Here is a 24,085-nt window from a genome sequence, read left to right as displayed (position 1 = left end):
ATCACTCACTGTAAAAGAGAGGCGATAAAATGGAAAAGAATATGATTGGTTTAGATAAACAACAAACCGTAGCTCTGGCTGATGATCTCAACCAATTATTGGCAGACTACCAGATTTTATACACGAACGTACGTGGTTATCACTGGAACATTAAAGGGCGTGATTTTTTTGAATTGCATGTGAAATTTGAAGAAATTTATAACGACTTGGTGCTGAAAGTCGATGAAATTGCAGAGCGTATTTTGACGTTAGGTTCTACGCCGGTACATGGTTTCTCTCGTTATTTGGCGATGTCAGATCTGCAAGAAACCTTAAATGTGTCTAATGGTGCGGAAGCAGTCGGGCATATTTTATCGGCTTACCGTGTGCTATTGGCTAAGCAACGTCAAATAGTTAAAGCGGCGGCTGAAGTGGATGATGAGGGTACGGTGGCATTGATGAGTGACTACATCAGCCAACAAGAAAAAGAAGTGTGGATGTTAAACGCGTATCTTCAATAAGCCATTGAAATTGTAAAAGCAGACGAGCTTCCTCAACCTGAGTGATCGAGGTCACTCAGGTTTTTTTATAATGGAGATTAAGCCTTTATATTAATAAGGTTATTTCGATCACGTATTGTAAACAATAAGTTACGTGTTGATCACGAACTGACAACTTATTAATTCATTTTTACAGCAAAGCATCATTAAAATAGCGGTATAATTTGCATTATAGGTAGGTTGTGCTATGTCCGTACTACAAAAAGAGACAGTCATTCCAAGTAACTCGCGCTATTTAGGCCTTATTTTGGGGCCACTGGTGGTAATTCTTACCCTGATTCTTCCTGCTCCTTTTGAAGGCATGGGCGAACCTGCTTGGCGTATGGTCGGGTTGGCGACGTTTATGGCGATTTGGTGGGTCACTGAAGCTGCGCCAATTCCGGTGACGTCTTTTTTGCCGATTATCTTATCGCCGCTGTTAGGCACGGCGGACATTAAAACCGCCACTGCGGCTTATGCAAACCCCTTGATCTTTTTATTCCTTGGCGGCTTTATGCTGTCGATTGCGATGGAAAAGTGGAACCTGCATAAACGCGTGGCTTTGATTGCGATGCTGACGGTGGGCAATAAACCTGCGCACCAAGTGGGTGGCTTAATGTTGGTGACGGCATTTTTGTCTATGTGGATGAGTAACACCGCCACGGCAGTCATGATGTTGCCAATTGGTATGTCGATCATTGGTATTGTGTGTGGCGAAAAACGTGATAAAAATCCTGAATTTGCTAGCGCTTTATTATTAGGTATCGCTTATGCGGCCAGTATTGGTGGTTTGGCAACCTTGATTGGTACGCCACCGAATGCCTTATTAGCGGCTTATTTATCGAGCACTTATCATATCGAACTAGGTTTCGGTCAATGGATGTTGGTGGGCTTGCCCTTAACGATTGTGATGTTGGCATTAACTTGGGTATGGCTAACCAAAATTTCTTATAAGTTATCCAATACTGAATCTGGCGATGCACGCTCATTATTGAAAAAGCAATTGCACTCTCTAGGCAAATTAAGCAAAGGCGAAAAGTGGGTTGCGGTGGTGTTTGTTGGCGCGGCGGTCAGTTGGATCATTCGTCCGTTGTTAGCGAAATGGACTGGGTTGCCTATTAACGATACGTCGATTGCGATTTTTGCTGCATTATTGTTATTCATCATTCCGGTTAACTTTAAAAAACAAGAGTTTGTTCTGGATTGGGAAAGCACCAAAAACCTACCATGGGGCGTATTGCTATTGTTCGGTGGTGGTTTAAGTTTGGCAGCGCAAATTAAGTCTTCTGGTTTGGCTGACTTCATCGGTCAAAGCCTTGGGGCAACCAGCGGCATGCCAATTATTGTGGTGATGCTGATCGTGACGGCGGCGATTATCTTCTTAACTGAAGTGACCAGTAACACGGCAACGGCAGCCGGTTTCTTACCTCTACTTGGCCCTATTGCCGTAGCGATGGGCGCGCATCCTGCCATGCTTGCTATTCCTGCAGCACTGGCAGCAAGTTGTGCATTCATGATGCCGGTGGCAACCCCGCCAAACAGTATCGTGTTCGCGTCTGGGCAGCTCAAAATTAAAGAAATGATCCGCGCGGGTTTTGCACTGAATATCATGGGTATTTTCTTGATCACTGCATTGAGCTATACGCTAGCAGCGTGGGTGTTTGGGATGTAGGGGAACGTTGCTCGAGCGCTTTGCTTCTTGGGCGCTACGCTGCTCGTAACTCGATAAATGCGCTATAAAACAGAAATCAAGCCGAGAAACATTAATTGCTCTCGGCTTTTTTCTTTTTCAAGAATCGAGCGGATTGGACGAGCGCTGCGCTTCTAGGGCGCTACGCTGCTCGTGACTCGATAAAAGCGTAATAAAACAGAAATCAAGCGTTCTCGGCTTTTCTTTTTCTAGACACGAGCGACGATACGCGAAGCGTCCGAGCTACGCTTTCTTATGTTTCTTCAAATACTCCGCACTCTCTTCTTTCCCCATATATTTCGCGAGTGTTCGCTGTGGCACTTTACGCAAATCCACCACGATTAAACCATCGAGTGCATCATTAAAATCTTTATCCACATTAAAGCTGATCAATTTGCCATTGAGGTTGAGGTATTGTTTGAGCAGCACCGGCAGGCTTTTTTGACCGAGGCGGGTTAATACTTTGGATAGCAGTTGAATATCGGCTAATGAAGACAACATATCGGCACGCCAGAAACTTTTCGGATTCTTTTTCAGTGGATTCGTGGCTTTGACCAAGGTCGCGCTGTCTTTATCAAAGTGATGCATTTCTAAGGTTGAGACCATAAGTTCACGGGCGGTTGGGCTGTACTCGCTGCTGATACTGACAGGGCCAAATAAATGCGTGTAATGTGGGTGTCGGTAGGCATAAGTCGCAATACCTTTCCACAAAAGCATTAACGCGGTGAGGCTGCGTTGATAGGGTAAATCAATCACCGACCTGCCCATTTCAATGGCATGTCCAAATTGATTGATTAGCGTTTCATCGTAGCGAAATAGGGAGCGGGAATAGAGCCCTTTGACGCCTCGATGTTGCATGATTTTATCGGTTAACCCTAAACGGTAAGTACCAACTAAACGCTGATGTTCATTATCCCAAATAAATAGGTGTTGATAATAGTCATCATAATCGTCTAGATCGCAAGCTTTCCCTGTTCCTTCATTCACTAAGCGGAAATTGATTTCTCGGAGGCGACCTATTTCTTGCATGACATTTGGCATAGCACGGGCTGCTGAGCAGTACACATCAAATTGCTTAAAGCTGAGCAAATGGGCACGAGTGGGGAGTCGCTGAATCTCTCGGATCAATCGATCTTGTGGGATCGGCGCGATCACGGGTGTTTGCTGCGACAGTTGAGGCGGTTGATGTTCTGATCTAGGGGCAAGTAGGTAGGTATTCAGTCTTAAGTAATTAACCAGTTGTTGTTCTTCAGTAAGGCATTCTAGTTCTTTTCTTTCTATGACTTCACCAATAGCAATGTCGATGGTTTGCTGCTTTTTATTCAACATTTCACGACCAAGCATCGCCGTTCTTAGATAAGGGTGCACCTTCCCAGCCCAGTAGAAAGGTTTGCTATTGTGACCATTGATATGAATGGCGAGCGCATTGGCCTGACTACGTTTTATCAGTTTGGCAACCGAGCGGCTCCACGGTTTATCGTTTAATTGTCCGGTGCGATCAAAGGTAGAAACTTCACCAGCAGGAAAAACTAAAAGGACGCCACCGGATTGTAAATGGTGTAAACCTTGACGTAGGGCTTTGATGTTCTCGCTTACTGCATTTTTGCCCTCAAATACATCCACGCTAATAAATAGAGGCGCCAATTCAGGTACTCGTTTAAGAAACTGATTAGCCAGTACTTTGACATCAGAGCGTACCGTCAGCAGCATTTCGGCCAAAATCACGCCTTCGACTGCACCAAGTGGGTGATTGGCTACCACCACAAGTGGGCCAGTAGCGGGAATATCACTTAGCTGCCCCGATGTAATTTGATAGTCAATATTCAGCTTTTCTAGGGTGTGACGTAAGAAGGATTGACTGTCTAAACTGCTCGGGCGTTGTTGATAATAGCTATCGAGCGTACTCAGCCCTGTGACCTTTTCAGCTGCACGCTCAAGTAATCCAAATGGTGTGACGTTGGGTAGACGAAATGGACTGGTTTGCATACACAAGCTCCTTGAAAGCGAAAATCCAATAGGGTCCTCGTTTCAATCTACTTGTGAGATTTTGCAGTTTTTTTACAGCGGATAATGTTTTTCAAATAGGGTAGTTTACGACTATTTCACCAAGCGCAATGACCAAGGCAGAGTGTAGGCTTTGCCATTCCAGCAAGATAACATGGCCAGTAGGCAAACCAATAAGTGCACAAAACCGAGAATAGAAAACAGAATTTTGCTGCCCAATAACGAAATCGCTAATGCAATTAGCCATTGTGTGATACCCCAATTTAATGCTTCTCTGGCTTGTTGATGAATGAAAGGGTCATCGCGTTTAAAGAAGTAAAAAAATAAACCAGATAAAATGCTGAAAAAGATGCTAAAAAACCAAATGATGACGGCAACCATGTGTGAACGAGTTCGTGGCATAGCATTTCCTTTTTTCGCTAGAGGCTTATTTCAGTCTAGTTGTCAGCGCTGAAAATGAAACCTCATCTTGTGGTCTAAAATCCTAGTAAAAGTTCGTGTATACTCTGCTTTTATGTATAAATAACCAGTAGATGACGATGGATCCTTCTTTATTACTCGACGGTCTCAATGACAGACAACGTGAAGCGGTTGCCGCTCCATTGGAAAACTTACTTGTGCTGGCAGGCGCAGGCAGTGGCAAAACTCGCGTATTGGTTCATCGTATTGCTTGGTTATTGTCGGTAGAGCAAGCCTCGCCGTTTTCAATCATGTCGGTGACCTTTACCAATAAGGCCGCCAAAGAAATGCGTGGCCGAATTGAAGAGCTGATGATGGGTACGTCATCGGGTATGTGGAACGGGACTTTCCATGGCATCTGTCACCGAATTTTGCGTGCTCACTATATGGATGCCAAGTTGCCGGAAGATTTCCAAATTCTGGACTCAGAAGATCAGGTGCGTTTATTACGCCGCTTGATTAAAGCGCAAAATCTGGATGAGAAACAGTATCCTGCCAAACAAGCTAGCTGGTGGATCAACGGTAAAAAAGACGAAGGTTTGCGCCCAAGTCATATCGATACCTATCAAGACCCGGTGGCTAAAACTTACCTACAGATTTATCAAGCTTATCAAGACGCGTGTGATCGTGCCGGCTTGGTCGATTTTGCTGAAATTTTGCTGCGTTGCCACGAGTTGCTGCGTGACAAAGTGCATGTACGTGAACATTATCAAGCGCGTTTTAAGCACATTTTGGTGGACGAATTCCAAGATACCAACAATATTCAATACGCGTGGCTGCGCATGATGGCAGGCCCTGATGCGCATGTGATGATTGTCGGTGATGATGATCAGTCCATCTATGGCTGGCGCGGCGCGCAAATCGAAAACATTCAAAAATTCTTACGTGAATTTCCTGGTGCACATACCATTCGTTTGGAGCAAAACTACCGCTCGACCAAGAATATCCTCAATGCCGCCAATGAGCTGATCAGCAATAACACTGAACGTATGGGCAAAGATTTGTGGACTGACGGCAACGAAGGCGAGCCAATTTCCTTATATTCTGCTTATAACGATCTAGACGAAGCGCGTTTTGCGGTTAATAAAATCAAAGAATGGCACGAAAAGGGCACACCGTTAGTCGATTGCGCTATGTTGTATCGAAACAATGCTCAGTCACGTGTATTGGAAGAAGCCTTAATTCAAGCCCGTCTGCCGTATCGTATTTATGGCGGTATGCGCTTCTTCGAACGTCAAGAAATCAAAGATGCGCTAGGCTACTTGCGCTTGATGAATAACCGCAATGATGATGCCGCCTTTGAGCGCATTGTGAATACCCCAACCCGTGGTTTAGGTGATAAAACGCTGGAAACCATTCGTATGACCGCGCGCGATCGCGGCACCACATTATGGCAAGCAGGCGTTCAATTAATTGAAGAAAAAGTGCTGTCTGGCCGTGCGGCAAGCTCATTCAGTCGCTTTATCGAGCTGATTAATGCGCTTGAAGATGACACCTTCGATTTAGCCCTGCATGAGCAATTTGACCATGTGATCAAATCATCCGGCTTGTTTGCGATGTATGAAATGGAAAAAGGCGAAAAATCCAAGGCGCGTATAGAGAACTTGGAAGAATTGGTGACCGCCGCGCGTCAATTTGAAAAGCCGGAAGAAGCGGATGACATGAGCATGTTGTCGGCATTCTTATCACACGCGGCGCTAGAGGCAGGTGAAGGGCAAGCGGATGAATTTACCGATGCTGTGCAATTAATGACTTTACACAGCGCCAAAGGCTTGGAATTCCCACTGGTGTTTATGGTCGGTGTGGAAGAGGGCATGTTCCCTAATCAAATGTCAGCGGAAGATGCGGCGCGTTTGGAAGAAGAACGTCGCTTGTGTTATGTCGGCATGACCCGTGCGATGGAAAAGCTCTATATTACTTATGCGGAAATGCGTCGCGTGTATGGGCAAGATAAATACCATAAACCTTCGCGTTTTATCCGTGAGATCCCAGAAAGCTGTGTGGAAGAAGTGCGTATGAAAGCGCAAGTGAGCCGCCCGGCTACATCTGGTCGTTTTGGTGCCACCGCGGTAAAAGACAACTTTAACAGTACCGGCTACACCTTAGGCCAACGTGTCAAACACGCAAAATTTGGTGAAGGCACTATTATCAATTTTGAAGGCAGTGGCGCACAAAGCCGAGTACAAGTCGCGTTTAACGGCGAAGGCATTAAGTGGTTGGTCACTGAATACGCTCGCTTAGAGAAGTTGTGAAAAGTGGTAGCAAGGTAGGTTAGCGTGGATAAAAATTACTCGAAACTGGTCAACTCAGCGGCATGGGCCGCGATGATCATCGCGACCATTTTGCTGCTGGTAAAACTGGTGGCTTGGTGGCAAACCAACTCAGTCAGTTTATTGGCTTCATTGGTCGATTCGTTTTTGGATATGGCGGCCTCGTTAACCAATTTATTGGTGGTGCGCTACGCCACTCAACCTGCCGATGATGAACATCGATTTGGGCATGGAAAGGCGGAATCTCTCGCGGCTCTGGCGCAAGCGATGTTTATTTCTGGTTCAGCCTGCTTCTTGTTATTAAATGGTGTCGACCGTTTCTTCCGTCCGCAAGATCTTGTGTCTCCTGAGCTTGGGGTGTGGGTGAGTGGGTTTGCGATTGTTATGACATCGGTATTAGTGCTATTTCAAAAGCATGTGGTGCGCAAAACGGGCAGCCAGGCCATTGCCGCAGACTCTTTGCATTACCAAACCGATTTGTTTATGAATATCGCGATCATGATAGCGCTGGTACTAAGTTGGTACGGTTTAAAACAAGCGGACGCCGTGTTTGCCGTTGGGATTGGTTTGTACATTCTGTATAGCGCTTATCAAATGGCGAGTGAGGCGGTGCAATCGTTGCTCGATCGTCAATTACCGGATGAAGAAGTGCAGGCCATTCATGCGGCATGCTTATCGGTTGAAGGGGTGCTCGGAGCGCATGATTTACGCACTCGTATGTCGGGACCTGTGCGTTTTATTCAGGTGCATATTGAGCTAGACGATAACTTGCCATTACTTGAGGCGCATCGTATCACTGACCAAGTGGAAGATAAGTTAGACCAGTTATTCCCACATTCGGATGTCATTATTCATCAAGATCCTATCTCTGTGGTGCCGGCGGCCAAGTATCAGCCATTAAATTAATCAAATGATTTCGGTTGAGTTAGCTGAATTGAAGAATATCGGGTAAAATTATGTGACGTAGCGCATTAAAATAAAGACAAACTCATCACTATTGTCTATCTTATGGGCAGATAAAAATGCAGTGCAAAGTGATATGAATCAACATCATTAAGCGACAAACTTGTATATTACGCTTAGTGAAATTTATCTTTAGTGGCATGTCTTACGAGCCACATTAGAAACAACGTCATTGCCCCACTTCACATGTTGGGCTATGACGAAGAATTGGGGGTCGTTACCTGCTTAGTATTAGGCTAGAAAGAAATAGTCAGTTTGGGTAACGCAGCAAAAGAATTTGTTTTTTTATATTTTTAGAGGGTGATCATGGTTAAGAAGATCGGTGTTTTAACAAGTGGTGGTGACGCACCTGGTATGAACGCAGCGATTCGTGGTGTAGTACGTACCGCGTTAAGCAAAGGCATTGAAGTGTGTGGTATTTATGATGGCTACCTTGGGTTGTACGAAGGTCGCATCGAAAGCCTAGATCGCTCAAGTGTGTCTGATGTGATCAACCGTGGGGGTACTTTCCTAGGCTCAGCGCGTTTCCCTGAATTTAAAGAAGTGGCAGTGCGTGAAAAAGCAATCGAAAACTTAAAAGCACACGGCATCGAAGCGCTGGTGGTGATCGGTGGTGACGGTTCTTACATGGGTGCTAAGAAGTTAACTGAAATGGGTTACCCATGTATCGGTCTTCCGGGTACTATCGATAACGATATCGCAGGCACTGACTACACTATCGGTTACCTAACGGCGTTGAATACGGTTATCGATGCAATTGACCGTCTGCGTGATACTTCTTCTTCTCACCAACGTATTTCAATCGTTGAGATCATGGGTCGCCACTGTGGTGATTTGACTCTGATGTCTGCGATTGCCGGTGGTTGTGAGTACATCATCACCCCAGAAAATGACTTGGATAAAGAAGAACTTATTCAAAACATCCAAGACGGTATTGCGAAAGGTAAGAAGCACGCCATCATCGCATTGACTGAATTACAAATGGATGCGGATGAGTTAGCCAAAGACATCCAAAAAGCGACCGGTCGTGACACTCGTGCAACCGTACTGGGTCACATTCAACGTGGTGGCTGCCCAACGGCATTCGACCGTATCTTAGCCTCTCGCATGGGTAACTATGCCGTTCACCTATTGCTTGAAGGTCACGGTGGTCGTTGTGTGGGTATCCAAAAAGAAGAATTGGTTCACCACGACATCATTGACGCGATTGAAAATATGAAGCGTCCAGTGAAGAAAGAGCTTTATAAAGTGGCAGAAGAATTGTTCTAAGAGACTTTTCTACTCAAACCATAAAACCGTTGGTGAAACCCAGCGGTTTTTTTATGCTCTCGAGACACGAGACACAAAAAAAAGACTGACACAGGGCCAGTCTTAATGTTTATTCTTTCGAGCTTTCGAGCTTTCGAGCTTTCGAGCTTTCGAGTGACGAATAACTTACGCTTTCGCTTCTGCTGCTGCTTTCGCGATAGCTGCGAAGCTTTTCGCGTCAAGTGCTGCGCCGCCAACTAGAGCACCGTCGATGTCTGGTTGTGCAAAGTAAGCTGCTGCGTTTTCTGGTTTAACAGAACCGCCGTATTGGATTACAACGTTTTTCGCAACTTCTTCAGATTTCTCTGCGATGTGAGCACGGATTGCTGCGTGGATGCGTTGTGCATCATCAGCTGTTGCCGCTTTACCAGTACCGATAGCCCAGATTGGTTCATAAGCGATGATGGCACCGTTTAGCGCTTCAACGCCTTGAGTGTTGATCACAGCATCGATTTGGCGAGCACATACTGCAACTGTTTCGCCAGCTTCGTTTTGTGCTTCAGATTCGCCGATACAAAGAACAGGCGTTAAACCGTTTTCTTTTAGGAAAGCGAATTTCTTAGCAACAAACTCGTCTGATTCGTTGTGGTATTCACGACGCTCTGAGTGACCGATGATGATGTGAGTTGCACCGAATTCTTTCAACATGGCTGGAGACATATCACCAGTGAATGCGCCGCTGTTGTTTAGGTCAGTGTTTTGAGCACCAAGAATGATTGCGCTGCCTGCATCAGTTAGCGTGCGCTCAGCAAGGTCAATGAATAGTGCTGGTGGAGCAACTGCAACGTCGACGCCTGTTACGCCTTCAAGTTCCGCATTTAGACCAGTTAGCAAATCAACAACCATTTCTTTGCTGCCGTTTAGTTTCCAGTTACCCATAACTACAGGATGACGCATAGGATATTCTCCAATTCGATTAAATTAAAATTAAGATCGGAAAGCCCGATCTCAAATGAACTAGCAAAGAATATAGCAGATTAATGTGATGAGATCATGATTCTCGTCATGTCAAAATGAGTTTAAATTAGCCGATGACAGTGCGATGTTGAATAATAGGCTTAATCCAATTGGTGATTTTATTTAAGGACCTGATATGCCAAATGTTGTAATGGAGTATTCCAACTCAATTGAAGAGCGCGTTAACGTACAGGCGCTACTGGAAGATTTACACCAAACGACCATTCAAAGCGGTTTGTTTGGCGTGGGAGATGTGAAATCGAGAACCTTGCGTACCCATCATTGGTTAATTGGTGATTTGGAGGACAGTGTTGATTTTATTCATGTCACATTGGAATTGTTAGATGGTCGTACTGCCGAGCAAAAGAAAGCCTTGTCTGAAAGTTTAATGCAAGCTCTGCAAGCAAAAGCGTCTTTTGTCGCCAGTTTAACGGTGAATATTCGCGATATGGATCGCGCTTGTTTTCAGAAAGTGACTAACTTTGGTAATGAGTAAAGGGTATAGATAATGACAGCAAAGCAGTGGTTGTTTTCGTTTCAAGGTCGCATCAGTCGACAGCGTTTTTGGATGTGGAATCTTTTTTATTACCTAGTGATGTTAGGTGTTGTCGGTGTGGCGGCACAGAATATGTTTGCCAGTTACACTGGCGTGGTGATTTTTATCGTCAGTGCCGCGTTACTGTGGCCAGATTTGGCGGTGACCGCTAAACGTTGGCATGACCGCAATAAATCCAATTGGTGGCTACTCATGCATATTCCTTTATTGATTGGGCGCATTATGACGCCAACTGCAGGCATGGAAGCCGCACAGCCAATATGGCAGACTGGAATGAGTGTTTTGGCTTTGGTGTGCGGTATTTGGATGCTGGTGGAATGTGGCTTGCTGAAAGGGTCGCAAGGTGATAACCGTTACGGACCTGAGCCACAATAGCTTTGATAAAAAATAGCTTTGATAAGAAATAGTATTGATAAAAAATAGTGCTGATAAAAAGAAAGGCTGCCATGGTGCAGCCTTTCTTTTATGAGATCACGGTTACCGCTGCGTTTTAAGCATTAGCTTTCTGCTTGTATGATCTTGTTTAGGTTACGCTTAAATACCCAATAGGCGTTTATGCCCGCCAACATATTGCCAAGCAATGCACCGATGAATAATCCGTGAATACCGCCCAATTGCGACCCCAGCCATAAGCAAGGTAAGAAGAACACAAACAGGCGTAGCGCTGAGATGAATAACGCAGAGTAAGAGCGGCCAATCGCATTGGAAAGTGACACCATTAACATGCATACTCCTAGTGAACCGAGACTAATAGGCACAATGGTGAGATGCCAATGTAAGATGCTCGTTACTTCTGCATCACTGGTCATCAAATTAGAAAGCCCATTCGCAGCGAAGAAGGTGATCACCGCAATAGCCAATTGGAATAGCAAAATAAAACGAATCCCAATGTTGGTTAAGGTTTTAATATCACGATAGTTTTTTGCACCAAGTAGACGTCCAACCATAGGCGGCATTGACATGGTCAGTGCGAGCACGCCAACAATGGCAAAGAATTCATAGCGAGAACCAATCGCCCAGGCGGCCACCGCTGTTGTGCCGAAACTGGCTAAAAGTTTGGTGGCTAACATCGAAGAGAGAGGCGGCAGTAATTGACTGATCATCGCCGGGCCCATGATATTGGTTAGTGCTCGTATACTGGTGGCAATGTGTAAATCAGACCAATCAAAACTGATCCATTGTTTTGCCCATACTTTAGGGGCAACGATGAGTATTCCTAGGCTAAATGACAGTAACGTCGCGATGGCTGCACCATTGATACCGAGATCTAAAGTAAAAATGAATATAGGATCGAGCACAATATTGGTCAGGCTAGTTACCATCATCATGCTACCGGGCAGCATGGTATTACCATTAGCTCGACACACACTGTATAAGAAATACAACAGCGCCCCACACCAGGCGCTGAGCAGCCAGTAAATCCAGTAATGGCTTACAATTGGCTCAATGGTATCGGGTGCGCTTAATAAGCTCAAAATAGGTTGATGTAAGACATAAATCAGGCAAGCAAAAATGGCAATCCCGATCCCACCAATGATTACCACCAAGCCACCCAGTTGCTTAGCGTAGCGGAAGTTTTCTTGACCAAGTGCTTTAGATATTACCGCAGTAGTGGCAATGCCTAGCCCGACTTGCAAACCAATAATCACCATTTGAATCGGTTGAGTAAATCCTTGTGCCGCTAGCGGCAAAACGCCAAGCTGACCAATAAACGCACTATCGACTAACTGAAAGCTCATCAGTGATAATACGCCAAACAGCATTGGCCAAGTTTGTTGAAATAGCTGACGAGCCAGCGAAGGTTGAGACGTTGAATTCACAAGCAAAGGTATCCAAAAATTTGATGATAAGAATAGGGCATGCGGCCGCGGCTATAACGGTGTAATTTGGTAACAGCAGCGATTGGCACCTTGAATAATGTGTTCGCGTCGTTGAACCTGGCATTCATCGGCGAGTAAGGTTTGAAAAATGTGCAGTTCCGAGCGACACAACTGGGGGCATTGCTTTGCGGCTTGGCAAATCGGGCAATGATTTTCGATCAGTAGGTAACCAGAATCGCTTTCTTCCAGTTCCGCCATATAACCTTCTTGCTCACGCAGTTGTACCAGCGTTTGTAACTTTTGCTGGATAGTGTGGCAATGGGCTAATTGTTGTTGGTAACGCTCATAAATGGTGTGCTCTCGCTGAGTAATGACTTTGTTTAATCCACTAGAACCAAAGGTGTCATCAATGGCTGAGATAATATCGATGCTGAGATCTTGGTGACGGTCAATAAACTGATCGTGCCCTTGTTGGGTTAATGACCAGTGACGAGCCGGACGTCCCACTTTGACTTTGATATCGGTAAAGGTCAGAAACCCTTCTTCTTCAAGCGCTTGCAAATGTTGGCGAGCGCCCATGGTGGTGATCGACAAATCCTCCGCTAATTGACGCGCGGTGATTTTGCCCTCACGTTTAATTTTATTGAGAATTTTATCGCTGGTTTTCATATTGCCTTTTATTCATCTCTATCGATAGTGAAGGGCCGATATCCCACTCACTGGGTATATGATGGAGGAAAAATTTAATAAAGCAAATGCTTAACAAATACTTTTTAATGCAAATAAAAAAACGCAACCCGAGAGCTGCGTTGATTATCGTGACACTGAATCTTATAAAATGTGTTGTTTGACTTCGTCGTCTTTACGCTCAAGGTAGTGAATCGATTTGATGCGACGAATGGTGCGGCTCTTACCACGGATGACTAAGGTTTCTGTGGTTGCGATATTACCAGTACGAGTAATGCCTTCGAGTAGGTCACCTTTGGTAATACCGGTTGCAGCAAATACCACGTTATCGCTACGCGCCATGTCATCCATTTTCAGGATGGTGTTCGCTTGTACGCCCATTTCAGCGCAGCGTTGCAGTTCAAGTTCACCATGAGTGCGGTTTTCTGGCGTATCACCTTTTACTTCATGACGAGGTAATAAACGACCTTGCATGTCACCATCTAAAGCACGGATCACAGCCGCAGAAACCACACCTTCTGGCGCACCACCGATGCAGTACATCATGTCGACTTCACTGTCTGGCATACAGGTTAGGATGGACGCTGCCACATCACCATCTGGCACAGCAAAAACACGTGCGCCCATTTGCTGGATTTTCGCGATAACGGCATCGTGACGAGGTTTAGCAAGCGTGATCACGGTTAATTCTGATAATGGCTTATTCAACGCTTTAGCCACGTTTTGAATGTTTTCTTCAACCGGTTTGGCTAAATCAATGCAGCCTTTTGCACCAGGGCCAACCACCAATTTTTCCATGTACATATCTGGAGCTTTTAAGAAGCTGCCTTTTTCACCAGCGGCCAGTACAGCCAAGGCATTAGATTGACCCATTGCGGTCATACGAGTGCCTTCGATTGGATCCACCGCGATATCCACCGCATCGCCGCCTAGGCCAACTTGTTCACCGATATAAAGCATAGGCGCTTCGTCAATTTCACCTTCACCGATAACAATTTCACCGCTGATTTCAGTGTCATTCAGTAGGGTACGCATTACAGCTACTGCAGCGCCATCGGCTGCGTTTTTATCGCCTCGGCCTAACCATTTATATCCGGCAAGCGCAGCACCTTCAGTCACTCGAGAAAATGCCAATGCTAAATCGCGTTTCATACTGACTCCAAATAAAACAAACAAAGAGAAAAATCTGCGGCATATTCTAGCATAGCCAAAACGGTAACGTTTGCTTTTTTGAATTTGAATCCTGGCAAAGTCGGCTAAATTAACTCATCGGCGAGAATCATGGCGACAAATGTCATAATTAAGTAAGGTTTGCCGTTTTTTTGCGCAAGTAGGCAGAAATAGTTGAATAAGACGGTGGCGCAAAGATGCAAGCTGAGTAGAATGGGAACAAACGTGGATAAAGGCGGCGTAGGATTCGTTTCTTGTTTCGACTTTGTCGCTCATCATGATCATTTTATAGGTAGCAAAGATGTCTTTCGAAGTACTAGAACAGCTAGAAGCAAAAATTCAAACCGCGGTAGATACGATCGCATTACTTCAAATGGAAGTAGAAGAGCTTAAAGAAAAGAACGAGCAATTGGCGGCAGAAGCAGGTCAATTGCGTGAAGGTCGTGAAGAGCTTGAGCAACAAACTCAAGTGATGCGTCAAGAGCAACAAGCATGGCAAGAGCGCATCCGCAGCTTGCTTGGTAAAATGGACGACGTTGAATAATTCTCTGCTTACGTTTGAGTATTATATTCAAGATATAAAAAAACAGAGCTCATGTGGCTCTGTTTTTGTATGTCTAGCAACCAGTGAGAAATTAATCCTCTAAAGGCTCAAGCTCATCGTCGTCCAGCTCTAATTCCACATCAAGCGGCTCTTGCGAGATAATGACGCCGGTGTTGTCAGCATAGAGATAGTCTTCTGGTAAGAAGGTCACGCCGCCAAAGTTAACCGGTACATCGACTTCACCAATGTTGTTTTGCGTTGCACCGACAGGAATAGAAGCAATGGCTTGAATACCAATTTCCATTTCTTCCAAATCATCGATTTCACGCACGCAGCCGTAAACAACAAGGCCTTCCCAGTCATTTTCTTCTGCGATAGCGGCAATTTCAGCATCGATTAATGCGCGACGCAGTGAGCCGCCGCCATCGATTAATAATACTCTACCAGTACCGTCTTCTTGCAAGATTGAACGGATAATACCGTTATCTTCAAAACATTTGACGGTAGTCAGTTGACCCGAAAATGATGTTAAGCCACCAAAGTTGCTGAACATAGGTTCAACCACATCAACTTGATCTTGGTAAATATCACACAGTGCAGAGGTATTATATTCCATAGCGGTATTCTCTTTGCTTGCGGTAAAAGACTAACAACGAGTATATCGGCTCATTATGGCTTTGCAATGACAAAGCACAAATTCCTCAAAAGACTTTGATCTCACTACAGGTCGCGATAACAGTTTGATTCATTAAGAAATCTAAATGAATCAAACCCATTGGCTGAGCACTAATGTCACCGCAAACACGATATTGGTGATAAAAGCACATTTCACCATGTCCGGTAGCATAGGAATGAATTGGGTAGACTCTTTCACATTCCAAATAATGTGGCCGTGTTTAATGATACGAATGAGCGGTAACAGCATTAATACATTTATCCAAATGGGTTGAACGTGACTAATCAGGTACACCGCCATGGTTAACCAACCAAAGGCCAATAGCCCAATGTGATAGCGTTTGGCTCGTTCAATTCCAATGCGAACCACGAGTGTACGCTTGTTGCTCACTGTGTCATTTTCTACATCGCGCATATTATTGATATTAAGTACGCCCATTGAAAATAAACCGGAACCAATGGCTGGTAATAACAAGGATGCTTTAATGGTGCCAGTGTGTAGGAAATAGGTGCCTAGAATGGCAAGCAGTCCGAAGAAAATAAACACAGAAATATCACCAAGCCCAATGTAGCCATAAGGTTTACTGCCCATGGTATAGGCAATTGAGCTGATAATGGACAATAAGCCCAGCACAATAAATGCAGCGATGCTGGTGGGGCTTTGTAAGGCGTAAAAGACGAGGGCTAAGCCGCTGATGATGATAAAAACAATGTTAAGAGCGATCGCTTTTTTCATACCATCTTGAGTGATCATGCCTTGTTGCATACCACGAATGGGGCCGATTCTATTTTCGTTATCGGTGCCTTGTGCCGCATCACCATAATCATTAGCGAGATTTGATAAAATTTGCAGCAAGGTCGCAGTCAGTAACGCCAACAAAGAAATTGCGAAAGAAAAGTGATGGTCGGCGTAAGCAAGGCTGCTGCCCGTTGCGATTGCAGCAATGGCCAGAAGCAGGGTTTTAGGTCTCGCGGCATCTAGCCAAATAGCAAAAGAGGATTTCATATAAGTACAAGACGAATAAAATAATAGTAAAAAAAAGTATATCAGTGATATAGCGAAAATTAAAAAGCCCGCTTAATAGCGAGCTTCTTTATACCCAAGTAACTTCAAGATGCAAGTTTCAGCAAGATTAAAACAAGTTTTAGGCAAGGCAAATTGAATATGATCATAGCTATTCTATCTCTATTTAATTTAACGCAGCATAAAGCTTGTTTTAGCTTGCCCTTCGGGAGCTTCATCCAAGTTCTTAGCCTACGTCAGATTTAATTGAAAGGTGTTTACATTCCGCATAAATCTTCCTTGTCCAAGAACTTGGATGACAGCTCTGAATTCGGCATCTTGAAGCCACTTGGGTATATTATATCGAATAATGATGAATGTTTTATAGAATAAAGCGGCTTAAATCTTCATCTGCCACAAATTCGCCTAAACGTTGCTTAACGTAATCACCGTCGATTGACACTTTCATGCCAGGGTTATCTGTCGCGTCAAATGAGATGTCATCCATCAAACGCTCCATAACGGTATGTAAGCGACGTGCACCGATATTTTCTGTGGTTTCATTTACCTGCCAAGCGGCTTCAGCAATTTGCGTAATGCCATCTTCGGTAAATTCGATCTCAACATTTTCGGTTGCCATCAGTGCACGATATTGCTCTGTGAGTGACGCATGAGGCTCGGTTAAGATGCGTTTGAAGTCTTGACTGCTCAGTGCTTCAAGTTCAACACGGATTGGTAGACGACCTTGCAACTCAGGGATCAAATCCGAAGGACGTGCGACTTGGAAAGCACCAGACGCAACGAATAAGATGTGGTCAGTACGTACCATGCCATGTTTGGTTGAGACCGTGCTGCCTTCCACTAATGGTAATAAGTCACGCTGAACACCTTCACGTGATACTTCGCCACCGCCAGTTTGATCGCCACGCTTACAAATTTTGTCGATTTCATCGATAAATACGATACCGTTGTTTTCAACGTTGAAGATCGCTTGTTCTTTCAAATCTTCTTGATTCACTAGCTTAGCCGCTTCTTCTTCGGTTAAAGCTTTGAATGCATCCTTGATCTTCATTTTGCGGCTTTTCTTGGTGTCGCCAGCCAGGTTTTGGAACATGCCTTGTAGCTGGTTGGTCATTTCTTCCATACCAGGAGGTGCCATGATTTCAACACCCATTTGCGGTGCGGCGACATCAATTTCAATTTCTTTATCATCAAGTTGGCCTTCACGCAGCTTTTTGCGGAATACTTGGCGGGTATTCGAGTTACTTTCTTGCGTTTTTTCATCTTGTCCCCAACCTTCACGAGGTGGCGGCAGGAGTGCATCCAAAATACGCTCTTCTGCTTGTTCTTCAGCACGGAATTTTACTTTTTCCATTTCTTGCTGATGAGTGAGCTTGATAGAAACGTCGGTCAAATCGCGAATGATAGACTCAACTTCTTTACCGACATAGCCGACTTCGGTGAATTTAGTCGCTTCAACTTTGATGAAAGGCGCATTGGCAAGTTTTGCCAGACGACGTGCGATTTCCGTTTTACCCACACCGGTTGGACCGATCATCAAGATGTTTTTAGGGGTAACTTCTGAACGCAGGTTTTCATCAAGTTGCATACGACGCCAGCGATTACGGAGTGCAATGGCGACGGCGCGTTTGGCTTTATCTTGGCCGATGATGTGTTGGTTGAGTTCATGAACAATTTCACGAGGTGTCATTTCAGACATAAGGTTATCCTTTTACTCGAATAATGAGCGCGAAGCGTTACTTCGCACAGAGTGAACCTGTTTTCTGTCTTGGGCTAGAAAGCGAAAGGCAAAGCAGCAAACAGGCAAAATCAGTATGCTTATAGTTCTTCAATCGTATGATGGTGATTCGTGAAGACACAAATATCACCAGCAATTGTCAGCGCCTTTTCTGCAATGTCACGCGCTTCTAAGTCAGTATTCTCAAGTAGAGCGATGGCTGCCGCTTGTGCAAAGTTACCACCTGAACCAATCGCGATAAGATCGTGTTCTGGCTGAACCACATCACCATTACCGGTAATGATAAGAGACGCCGTTTCATCCGCGACCGCAAGCAGCGCTTCTAATTTACGCAGGGCGCGATCACTACGCCAATCTTTTGCTAGTTCAACCGCGGCTTTGGTTAAGTGACCTTGATGCATTTCCAGCTTATGTTCAAAACGTTCAAACAGCGTGAAGGCATCCGCGGTACCGCCCGCAAATCCTGCTAAGACTTTGTCGTTGTATAAACGGCGAACCTTTTTGGCATTTCCTTTCATCACCGTGTTGCCTAATGAAACTTGGCCATCACCAGCGATGACGACTTTGTTGTTGCGGCGTACAGATACAATAGTAGTCACGAGAAACCTCTTAATTATTCCGTCTTTTTATTCATATGAGGTTAGCGCAAAAAGAATTCAAGGGAAGGGGAATAAATTGTCGAGGAGGGGGATAATGGTTTCGAGATACGAGATACGAGATACGAGATACGAGATACGAGATACGAGATACGAGATACGGTACTCGGTTATCGGGCGTTATACTGCTCGTTGCTCGAAAAGGCTTGGAGCGAGCGGTAGGTCGATCCCTGATGTCGCCTTGCGGCTCCTCAGGGATGACTGTCTATATAGAGTTCAGAGATGTTGCTGGCTTTTTCTTTTTCGAGATACGAGCAGCAAAGCGTCCGAGCTACGAGCAACAAGAATCACTACTTACTTCAACGTATCTCGCATGATAATGCATGGCTCAATTTTAGCGCGTTGCAATACGTGTTGTTCTTTTACCGCATCACGCTTAAAGGTGTATGGGCCAAGAATAATGCGGTACCAGCTACTGCCTTCAAGTTTTACCACTTTACTCGCTAAGCCTTGGAAGGCGATATTGGCTTTGCGTTCTTGCGCCTGTGCTGAAGTTTTATAAGCACCACACTGCATGATGTAAGGGATCTTAGGAATTTCAATTTCTTTCGCTTGCACTTCGATTTCTCGATTCGGCAAGGTTTCCATGTAATCCCATTTTTCTTGTGGTGGCGGCGGTAAGGTTTCTTGAGTTTTTGGCTTTTCTGCAACGGTTACCGGTACCACGTTCGCTTCTGGAACTTGTGGTTCTGGATCATCATTGAGTTTAGAGAGTAACGCAATGAGGCCTGCGAGCAGAATCACAGCAATGATCGCGGCCTTCCAAGGGATAGCACGCGCTGCCGGCTTCTTTTTAGTCGCAGGTTTTCGGGTGTTTCTAGTTGTGCTTTTCTTATTGGAAGCAGGCGTTTTTCTTACGTAATCTCGATTGGCCACGGTCGTATGATAACTTAATTGATGAAATTAAAAGGAGGTATATGTTAATGCAGTTTTTGTGGCAATACCATTTTTTTCAGGGAAGGATAAATGCAGAAAAAGGCGATACCACTTAGGTGACATCGCCTTGATATTTAGCCGTAGACTAGGCCATCAACGACGTGGTGGCGCAGCGCTATTTCGTACGACAAGATTGGCTTCTAATAAACGAGAGCCAGCACGAACTTCACGACCTTTTAAAACTTCCAATAACATCAACATGGATTGTTTGCCGATTTCATAACGGGGTTGAGCAATAGTGGTCAACGGCGGATCGCAATATTGAGAGAATTGGATGTCATCAAAGCCAACAATGGATAAATCCTGCGGCACTTTAAAACCTTGTTTTTTGGCTTGCTGTATCGCGCCAATCGCCATGCTGTCGTTATGGCAGAAAATCGCCGTAGGTGGCTCTGGTAGTGAGAGCAATTTACTGGCTGCGGCGACACCGGATTCCAAACTGAAATCACCCGATACTTGGTAAGTTGGGTTCATCTCAATACCAGCACGACGCAGTGCTTGTTGGAAACCTTGGTGGCGGAATTGACATAGCGTGGCTTCTGCCGGCCCTGACATTTCAGCAATGCGTTTGTGGCCCATCTGAGTGAGATAATTGACGACATCAAAAGCGGCAGTCAGGTTATCAATATGAACGGTTGGCAGCTCAAGTTCAGGAGCGTACTCACAAGCCATCACTAACGGGGGTAAGTTTTTTTGCTCAGGTTTGCTGACATCAAAAGGCACATCCGTCCCAAGCAATAACATGCCATCCGCTTGTTTGGTGAACACCAAATTGACGAGTGTGCTTTCACGTTTTAATTGTTGGCCGCTATCGCCTAGAAGCACTAAGTAGTTATGCTCAGCAGCGGTATCTTCAATGCCACGAATGATTTCAGTGAAATAAGGGTCACAGATATCCGGCACGATAACAATAATGGTTTTAGACTCGTTTCTGCGTAAGTTACGAGCCAAAGAGTTGGGGGCGTAACCGGATTCTAATACTGCATCTTCTACACGTTTGCGCGTTGCACTGGAGACTTTTTCAGGGTTCATCAATGCCCGGGACACCGTAGCAGTGGAAACTCCTGCGAGTTGGGCAACCTCCTTCATTGTCGCCATAAAGTATTCCTCTCTTCACTTTTCCGCCCAAACGGGCAAATAAAAACGCTTACCAATAAATCTCACTGCAGTGATAAGCAAAATAAAATGGTTTCGCCACTCGATATTGAGCGTTAAATCGTGATGATCGACTCATTGAAGTGTCGCACGAAAAGCGAGTTTTCAACCTAGGTTGGGTCAATGAAATATCGGTTAATTCGATGTATTTCACGGATAACGACCGCGATACCAAAAGTACGGCTAGGTATTTATACCCAAGTAACCTCAAGATGCGAGTTTCAGCAAGAATAAAACAAGTTTTAGGCAAGGCGAATTGAATATGATCATAGTTATTCTATCTCTATTCAATTTAACGCAGCATAAAGCTTGTTTTAACTTGCCCTTCGGGAGCTTCATCCAAGTCCCCTTTTTTATAAACAGAGAAGCTACGTCAGATTTACTTGAAAGGTGTTTACATTCCGCATAAATCTTCCTTGTCCAAGAACTTGGATGAGAGCTCTGAATTCTGCATCTTGAGATCACTTGTGTATATGTTATTTAAACATTCTATGTTCTAAAACTAGCACTGAATAGCATTAGGTTAACAAATCCTACATGCTTTAGGTGACATGCGTCACATAGAGGCTTTTTTACTTTTATTTTCAGTGATCTATCATCAGATAAACCATAGTTTTATTCTGGTTAATTAGCTTAAATCTTGTGGTTCGATATCCATATTCCAGCGTACTTTTTTGGCAAGTGGCAGCAGTTGAATGGCCGCTTTAGAGGAAGCCAATAAGCGTTGCATTTGACTGCGGGTGCTGACTTGCAGCATTAATTGCCAGCGGAACTTGCCTGCTCGTTTAGCCAGAGGGGCGGGCATCGGGCCTAGCACTAGGCATTGCTCATCAAATAATGGGTGAGCTTCTAAGGTATGGCGCACTTGACGCAAAAAGGCTTCTACATTGTCATTGTTGTTTCCTTCGGCGCGAAATAGTGTCAGAAAACTGTACGGTGGCAATTGTGCTATTTTGCGTTCAGCCAAGGCCGTTTGAGCAAAGTGTTGATAATCTTTATGCAGCAAAGATTGCAGCAAGGCGTGTTCTGGATGGTGCGTTTGTAGCAGCACTTCACCAGGTTTGCTGGCACGTCCTGCGCGACCTGCAACTTGAATAAACAATTGCGCTAAACGTTCTGAGGCACGGAAGTCGCTGCTGTAGAGTGAGCCATCGACATCCAATAATCCCACTAACGTGACATTGGGGAAGTGATGTCCTTTAGCCAGCATTTGGGTGCCAATCAATATCTGAAATTCCCCGTTTTTAATCGATTCTAATGCGCTTTCTAAACTGCCTTTGCGTCGCGTACTATCACGGTCGATGCGAATGGTTTTGAATTCTGGGAATAGGGTTTCTAATTGTTTTTCTAGTTGCTCGGTTCCCACGCCAACGGACACTAATTGGGTAGAGCCGCAGCCATGACATTGCGAGATCACCGGGCGCTGTGAGCCACAATGATGGCAGCGTATTTCTTGGCTGCCTTGATGATAAGTGTAATAAGCATCACAGCGCTTACATTCTGCTATCCAGCCACATTCATGACACATTAATGCTGGCGAAAACCCGCGACGATTTAAGAACAGCATCACTTGGTTGCCTGCATTTAAGTGTCGGCGCATTTGGGCGATCAATGGAGCCGATAGCCCGCCTTCCAAATACAGTCCTTTGATATCGAGAACATGGTGTTTGGCTGGAATGGCATTGCCGGCCCGTTTGGTGAGCGTTAGATAATGATATTTGCCGGTTTGTGCATTGTGCAGCGTTTCTAAAGCCGGTGTGGCGGAGCCTAATACCACGGGAATGTTTTCTTTATGGCCACGCATCACTGCGACATCACGGGCATGATAGCGAAGCGTGTCTTGCTGTTTATAAGAGGCGTCGTGCTCTTCATCCACAATAATAATGCCAAGCTCAGCAAAAGGTGTGAGTAATGCCGAGCGGGTGCCAATAATAATACCGGCTTGTTTGTCTCGAGCTGCCAACCAAGCATTTAAGCGTTCGGTATCATTGAGACCGGAATGCATAACTTCGACCGGCACATGGAAGCGGCGTTTAAAACGATTAATGGTTTGTGGTGTGAGGCCAATTTCAGGCACAAGCACGAGAGCCTGTTTGCCTTGTTCCAGTACGGGTTTGATTAGGTTTAAATAGACTTCGGTCTTACCTGAACCCGTGACGCCATCAATTAAAAAGCAGCCAAATCCTGGGAAGTTGTTAATGGTGGCAACCGCGATAGATTGTTCCGCATTCAACTGGGGTTTATGTTGTGAATTTTCTATTGCATCAGGCCATACTGGTTTTGCCGGCTGACTATGTTTGGCTTCAATCCATCCTTTATCTTGCAGCGTTTTGAGAGTAGTGCTATTTACTTCTTCATCAATCATAGCTTGATGGCTTAATGGGCCATTTTCTAGCATGCGCACCACCTTGGCTTGCTGGTGGGCACGACCAAATCCAGCTATCAATTGGTTTTTACCCGCTTCGGTGATATGCCATTCTTTTAAACTGGTGAAATCGGCGGGCTTACCTTTTTTAAGTAGAGACGGTAGCGCCATAGCCAATGTATCACCAAGTGGGTATTGATAAAATTGGCTACACCATTGCAGTAATTGATATAGAGGTTTAGGCCAAACTGGACGTGCATCAAGACAGGCTTTGATGGGTTTAAGTTGCTCAAGCGGAAAATCAGAGTGATCGACAATATTGACCACAATGCCAATCAGTGTTTGACGGCCAAAAGGCACGGAGACTCGTCCGCCAATCACGGGAAACAAATAGTTGGGGATGAGGTAATCGAAGCACTTATCTAAAGGAACGGGCAGGGCAACTTGAGCAATATTTGGCTGCATAAGTAAGAAAAGCGTCCTTTAAAATGAATACAACAAAGAAAAGTCATGATAAAACAACCGTTATCGGAAATATAGAAGAAAAACTCAGCAAATGTATTGATCGATGCAGGGTTATTCACTATTAT

Annotated in this window: 21 protein-coding genes; 8 read left to right on the top strand and 13 right to left on the bottom strand. The window is 44.9% G+C overall.

Annotated elements, in window-relative coordinates; all coding sequences use genetic code 11:
* Positions 1-29 precede the first annotated feature (29 nt).
* Together Vgang_RS11275 and Vgang_RS11270 are read left to right on the top strand one after the other, a co-directional pair.
* The gene (locus tag Vgang_RS11275; RefSeq protein ID WP_105902839.1) at positions 30-500 is read left to right on the top strand and encodes a Dps family protein; all 471 of its coding nucleotides are present in this window, start codon (positions 30-32) and stop codon (positions 498-500) included.
* Positions 501-726: 226 nt separating this feature from the next.
* Positions 727-2,190, top strand: a complete 1,464-nt coding sequence (locus Vgang_RS11270; protein WP_105902840.1) for an SLC13 family permease — start codon at positions 727-729, stop codon at positions 2,188-2,190.
* Positions 2,191-2,451: 261 nt separating this feature from the next.
* Here the strand turns inward: Vgang_RS11270 and Vgang_RS11265 are convergent, their stop codons facing one another.
* Together Vgang_RS11265 and Vgang_RS11260 are read right to left on the bottom strand one after the other, a co-directional pair.
* A complete protein-coding gene (locus Vgang_RS11265; protein ID WP_105902841.1) occupies positions 2,452-4,194 on the bottom strand; it encodes a lysophospholipid acyltransferase family protein in 1,743 nt (580 codons plus the stop codon).
* A 111-nt stretch (positions 4,195-4,305) separates the two neighbouring features.
* On the bottom strand, positions 4,306-4,614 hold the full coding sequence (locus tag Vgang_RS11260; protein WP_105902842.1) for a DUF4870 domain-containing protein: 309 nt from the start codon (positions 4,612-4,614) through the stop codon (positions 4,306-4,308).
* A 137-nt stretch (positions 4,615-4,751) separates the two neighbouring features.
* Between Vgang_RS11260 and uvrD the strand changes: the two genes are divergently transcribed.
* The 3 genes from uvrD to pfkA all read left to right on the top strand — a co-directional run bounded on the left by uvrD (position 4,752) and on the right by pfkA (position 9,173).
* Positions 4,752-6,923 (top strand): DNA helicase II, encoded by a 2,172-nt coding sequence (gene uvrD / locus Vgang_RS11255; RefSeq protein WP_105902843.1) that lies wholly within the window; start codon positions 4,752-4,754, stop codon positions 6,921-6,923.
* A 24-nt stretch (positions 6,924-6,947) separates the two neighbouring features.
* Positions 6,948-7,847: a CDF family cation-efflux transporter FieF gene (gene fieF, locus Vgang_RS11250; protein ID WP_105902844.1), complete on the top strand. Its 900-nt coding sequence runs from the start codon at positions 6,948-6,950 to the stop codon at positions 7,845-7,847.
* A 363-nt stretch (positions 7,848-8,210) separates the two neighbouring features.
* Positions 8,211-9,173, top strand: a complete 963-nt coding sequence (pfkA, locus tag Vgang_RS11245) for a 6-phosphofructokinase (protein ID WP_105902845.1) — start codon at positions 8,211-8,213, stop codon at positions 9,171-9,173.
* 165 nt (positions 9,174-9,338) lie between these two features.
* Here the strand turns inward: pfkA and tpiA are convergent, their stop codons facing one another.
* Positions 9,339-10,109: a triose-phosphate isomerase gene (gene tpiA / locus Vgang_RS11240; RefSeq protein ID WP_105902846.1), complete on the bottom strand. Its 771-nt coding sequence runs from the start codon at positions 10,107-10,109 to the stop codon at positions 9,339-9,341.
* A 196-nt stretch (positions 10,110-10,305) separates the two neighbouring features.
* On the opposite strand from tpiA, the gene Vgang_RS11235 reads away from it, so the two are divergent.
* Both Vgang_RS11235 and Vgang_RS11230 read left to right on the top strand, forming a co-directional pair.
* Positions 10,306-10,665 (top strand): 5-carboxymethyl-2-hydroxymuconate Delta-isomerase, encoded by a 360-nt coding sequence (locus Vgang_RS11235; protein ID WP_105902847.1) that lies wholly within the window; start codon positions 10,306-10,308, stop codon positions 10,663-10,665.
* Between the two features lie 12 nt (positions 10,666-10,677).
* On the top strand, positions 10,678-11,100 hold the full coding sequence (locus Vgang_RS11230) for a DUF805 domain-containing protein (RefSeq protein ID WP_105902848.1): 423 nt from the start codon (positions 10,678-10,680) through the stop codon (positions 11,098-11,100).
* 122 nt (positions 11,101-11,222) lie between these two features.
* Here Vgang_RS11230 and Vgang_RS11225 read toward each other — a convergent pair whose 3' ends face one another.
* From Vgang_RS11225 to glpX, 3 genes are all read right to left on the bottom strand, one after another.
* On the bottom strand, positions 11,223-12,488 hold the full coding sequence (locus Vgang_RS11225; RefSeq protein ID WP_105902912.1) for an MATE family efflux transporter: 1,266 nt from the start codon (positions 12,486-12,488) through the stop codon (positions 11,223-11,225).
* A 108-nt stretch (positions 12,489-12,596) separates the two neighbouring features.
* Positions 12,597-13,214 (bottom strand): helix-turn-helix transcriptional regulator, encoded by a 618-nt coding sequence (locus tag Vgang_RS11220; protein WP_105902849.1) that lies wholly within the window; start codon positions 13,212-13,214, stop codon positions 12,597-12,599.
* Between the two features lie 162 nt (positions 13,215-13,376).
* Complete coding sequence (glpX, locus tag Vgang_RS11215) at positions 13,377-14,384, bottom strand: class II fructose-bisphosphatase (RefSeq protein ID WP_105902850.1); 1,008 nt, start codon at positions 14,382-14,384, stop codon at positions 13,377-13,379.
* A gap of 319 nt (positions 14,385-14,703) precedes the next feature.
* On the opposite strand from glpX, the gene zapB reads away from it, so the two are divergent.
* Positions 14,704-14,946, top strand: a complete 243-nt coding sequence (gene zapB, locus Vgang_RS11210; protein WP_105902851.1) for a cell division protein ZapB — start codon at positions 14,704-14,706, stop codon at positions 14,944-14,946.
* A 91-nt stretch (positions 14,947-15,037) separates the two neighbouring features.
* On the opposite strand, the gene rraA is transcribed toward zapB, so the two are convergent.
* The 7 genes from rraA to priA form a co-directional block, all read right to left on the bottom strand.
* Positions 15,038-15,562, bottom strand: coding sequence for a ribonuclease E activity regulator RraA (rraA, locus tag Vgang_RS11205; protein WP_105902852.1), 525 nt, complete (start codon positions 15,560-15,562; stop codon positions 15,038-15,040).
* 150 nt (positions 15,563-15,712) lie between these two features.
* Positions 15,713-16,627 (bottom strand): 1,4-dihydroxy-2-naphthoate polyprenyltransferase, encoded by a 915-nt coding sequence (locus Vgang_RS11200; protein ID WP_105902853.1) that lies wholly within the window; start codon positions 16,625-16,627, stop codon positions 15,713-15,715.
* 379 nt (positions 16,628-17,006) lie between these two features.
* Entirely contained in the window at positions 17,007-18,344 is a 1,338-nt protein-coding gene (gene hslU / locus Vgang_RS11195) for an HslU--HslV peptidase ATPase subunit (RefSeq protein ID WP_105902854.1), read from the bottom strand.
* A gap of 119 nt (positions 18,345-18,463) precedes the next feature.
* Positions 18,464-18,982 carry an ATP-dependent protease subunit HslV gene (gene hslV / locus Vgang_RS11190; RefSeq protein WP_105902855.1) on the bottom strand — a complete coding sequence of 173 codons (519 nt, stop codon included), beginning with the start codon at positions 18,980-18,982 and terminating at the stop codon, positions 18,464-18,466.
* Positions 18,983-19,333: 351 nt separating this feature from the next.
* Complete coding sequence (locus tag Vgang_RS11185; RefSeq protein ID WP_105902856.1) at positions 19,334-19,915, bottom strand: SPOR domain-containing protein; 582 nt, start codon at positions 19,913-19,915, stop codon at positions 19,334-19,336.
* A gap of 153 nt (positions 19,916-20,068) precedes the next feature.
* On the bottom strand, positions 20,069-21,073 hold the full coding sequence (cytR, locus tag Vgang_RS11180) for a DNA-binding transcriptional regulator CytR (RefSeq protein WP_105902857.1): 1,005 nt from the start codon (positions 21,071-21,073) through the stop codon (positions 20,069-20,071).
* 685 nt (positions 21,074-21,758) lie between these two features.
* Positions 21,759-23,960 (bottom strand): primosomal protein N', encoded by a 2,202-nt coding sequence (priA, locus tag Vgang_RS11175; RefSeq protein WP_105902858.1) that lies wholly within the window; start codon positions 23,958-23,960, stop codon positions 21,759-21,761.
* Between the last annotated feature and the right edge of the window lie 125 nt (positions 23,961-24,085).

It is taken from the genome of Vibrio gangliei (assembly GCF_026001925.1).
Taxonomy (GTDB): domain Bacteria; phylum Pseudomonadota; class Gammaproteobacteria; order Enterobacterales; family Vibrionaceae; genus Vibrio; species Vibrio gangliei.
Note: the sequence above shows the minus strand (reverse complement) of the source record. Positions and strands in the feature narration are given on the sequence as shown.

Bases quoted from the DNA above. Each gene is read 5' to 3' on its own strand.
- Vgang_RS11275 (WP_105902839.1), top strand. From the start codon at position 30: ATGGAAAAGAATATGATTGGTTTAGATAAACAACAAACCGTAGCTCTG.
- Vgang_RS11270 (WP_105902840.1), top strand. From the start codon at position 727: ATGTCCGTACTACAAAAAGAGACAGTCATTCCAAGTAACTCGCGCTAT.
- Vgang_RS11265 (WP_105902841.1), bottom strand. From the start codon at position 4,194: ATGCAAACCAGTCCATTTCGTCTACCCAACGTCACACCATTTGGATTA.
- Vgang_RS11260 (WP_105902842.1), bottom strand. From the start codon at position 4,614: ATGCCACGAACTCGTTCACACATGGTTGCCGTCATCATTTGGTTTTTT.
- uvrD (WP_105902843.1), top strand. From the start codon at position 4,752: ATGGATCCTTCTTTATTACTCGACGGTCTCAATGACAGACAACGTGAA.
- pfkA (WP_105902845.1), top strand. From the start codon at position 8,211: ATGGTTAAGAAGATCGGTGTTTTAACAAGTGGTGGTGACGCACCTGGT.
- tpiA (WP_105902846.1), bottom strand. From the start codon at position 10,109: ATGCGTCATCCTGTAGTTATGGGTAACTGGAAACTAAACGGCAGCAAA.
- Vgang_RS11235 (WP_105902847.1), top strand. From the start codon at position 10,306: ATGCCAAATGTTGTAATGGAGTATTCCAACTCAATTGAAGAGCGCGTT.
- Vgang_RS11230 (WP_105902848.1), top strand. From the start codon at position 10,678: ATGACAGCAAAGCAGTGGTTGTTTTCGTTTCAAGGTCGCATCAGTCGA.
- Vgang_RS11225 (WP_105902912.1), bottom strand. From the start codon at position 12,488: ATGCTGTTTGGCGTATTATCACTGATGAGCTTTCAGTTAGTCGATAGT.
- Vgang_RS11220 (WP_105902849.1), bottom strand. From the start codon at position 13,214: ATGAAAACCAGCGATAAAATTCTCAATAAAATTAAACGTGAGGGCAAA.
- glpX (WP_105902850.1), bottom strand. From the start codon at position 14,384: ATGAAACGCGATTTAGCATTGGCATTTTCTCGAGTGACTGAAGGTGCT.
- zapB (WP_105902851.1), top strand. From the start codon at position 14,704: ATGTCTTTCGAAGTACTAGAACAGCTAGAAGCAAAAATTCAAACCGCG.
- rraA (WP_105902852.1), bottom strand. From the start codon at position 15,562: ATGGAATATAATACCTCTGCACTGTGTGATATTTACCAAGATCAAGTT.
- Vgang_RS11200 (WP_105902853.1), bottom strand. From the start codon at position 16,627: ATGAAATCCTCTTTTGCTATTTGGCTAGATGCCGCGAGACCTAAAACC.
- hslU (WP_105902854.1), bottom strand. From the start codon at position 18,344: ATGTCTGAAATGACACCTCGTGAAATTGTTCATGAACTCAACCAACAC.
- cytR (WP_105902857.1), bottom strand. From the start codon at position 21,073: ATGGCGACAATGAAGGAGGTTGCCCAACTCGCAGGAGTTTCCACTGCT.
- priA (WP_105902858.1), bottom strand. From the start codon at position 23,960: ATGCAGCCAAATATTGCTCAAGTTGCCCTGCCCGTTCCTTTAGATAAG.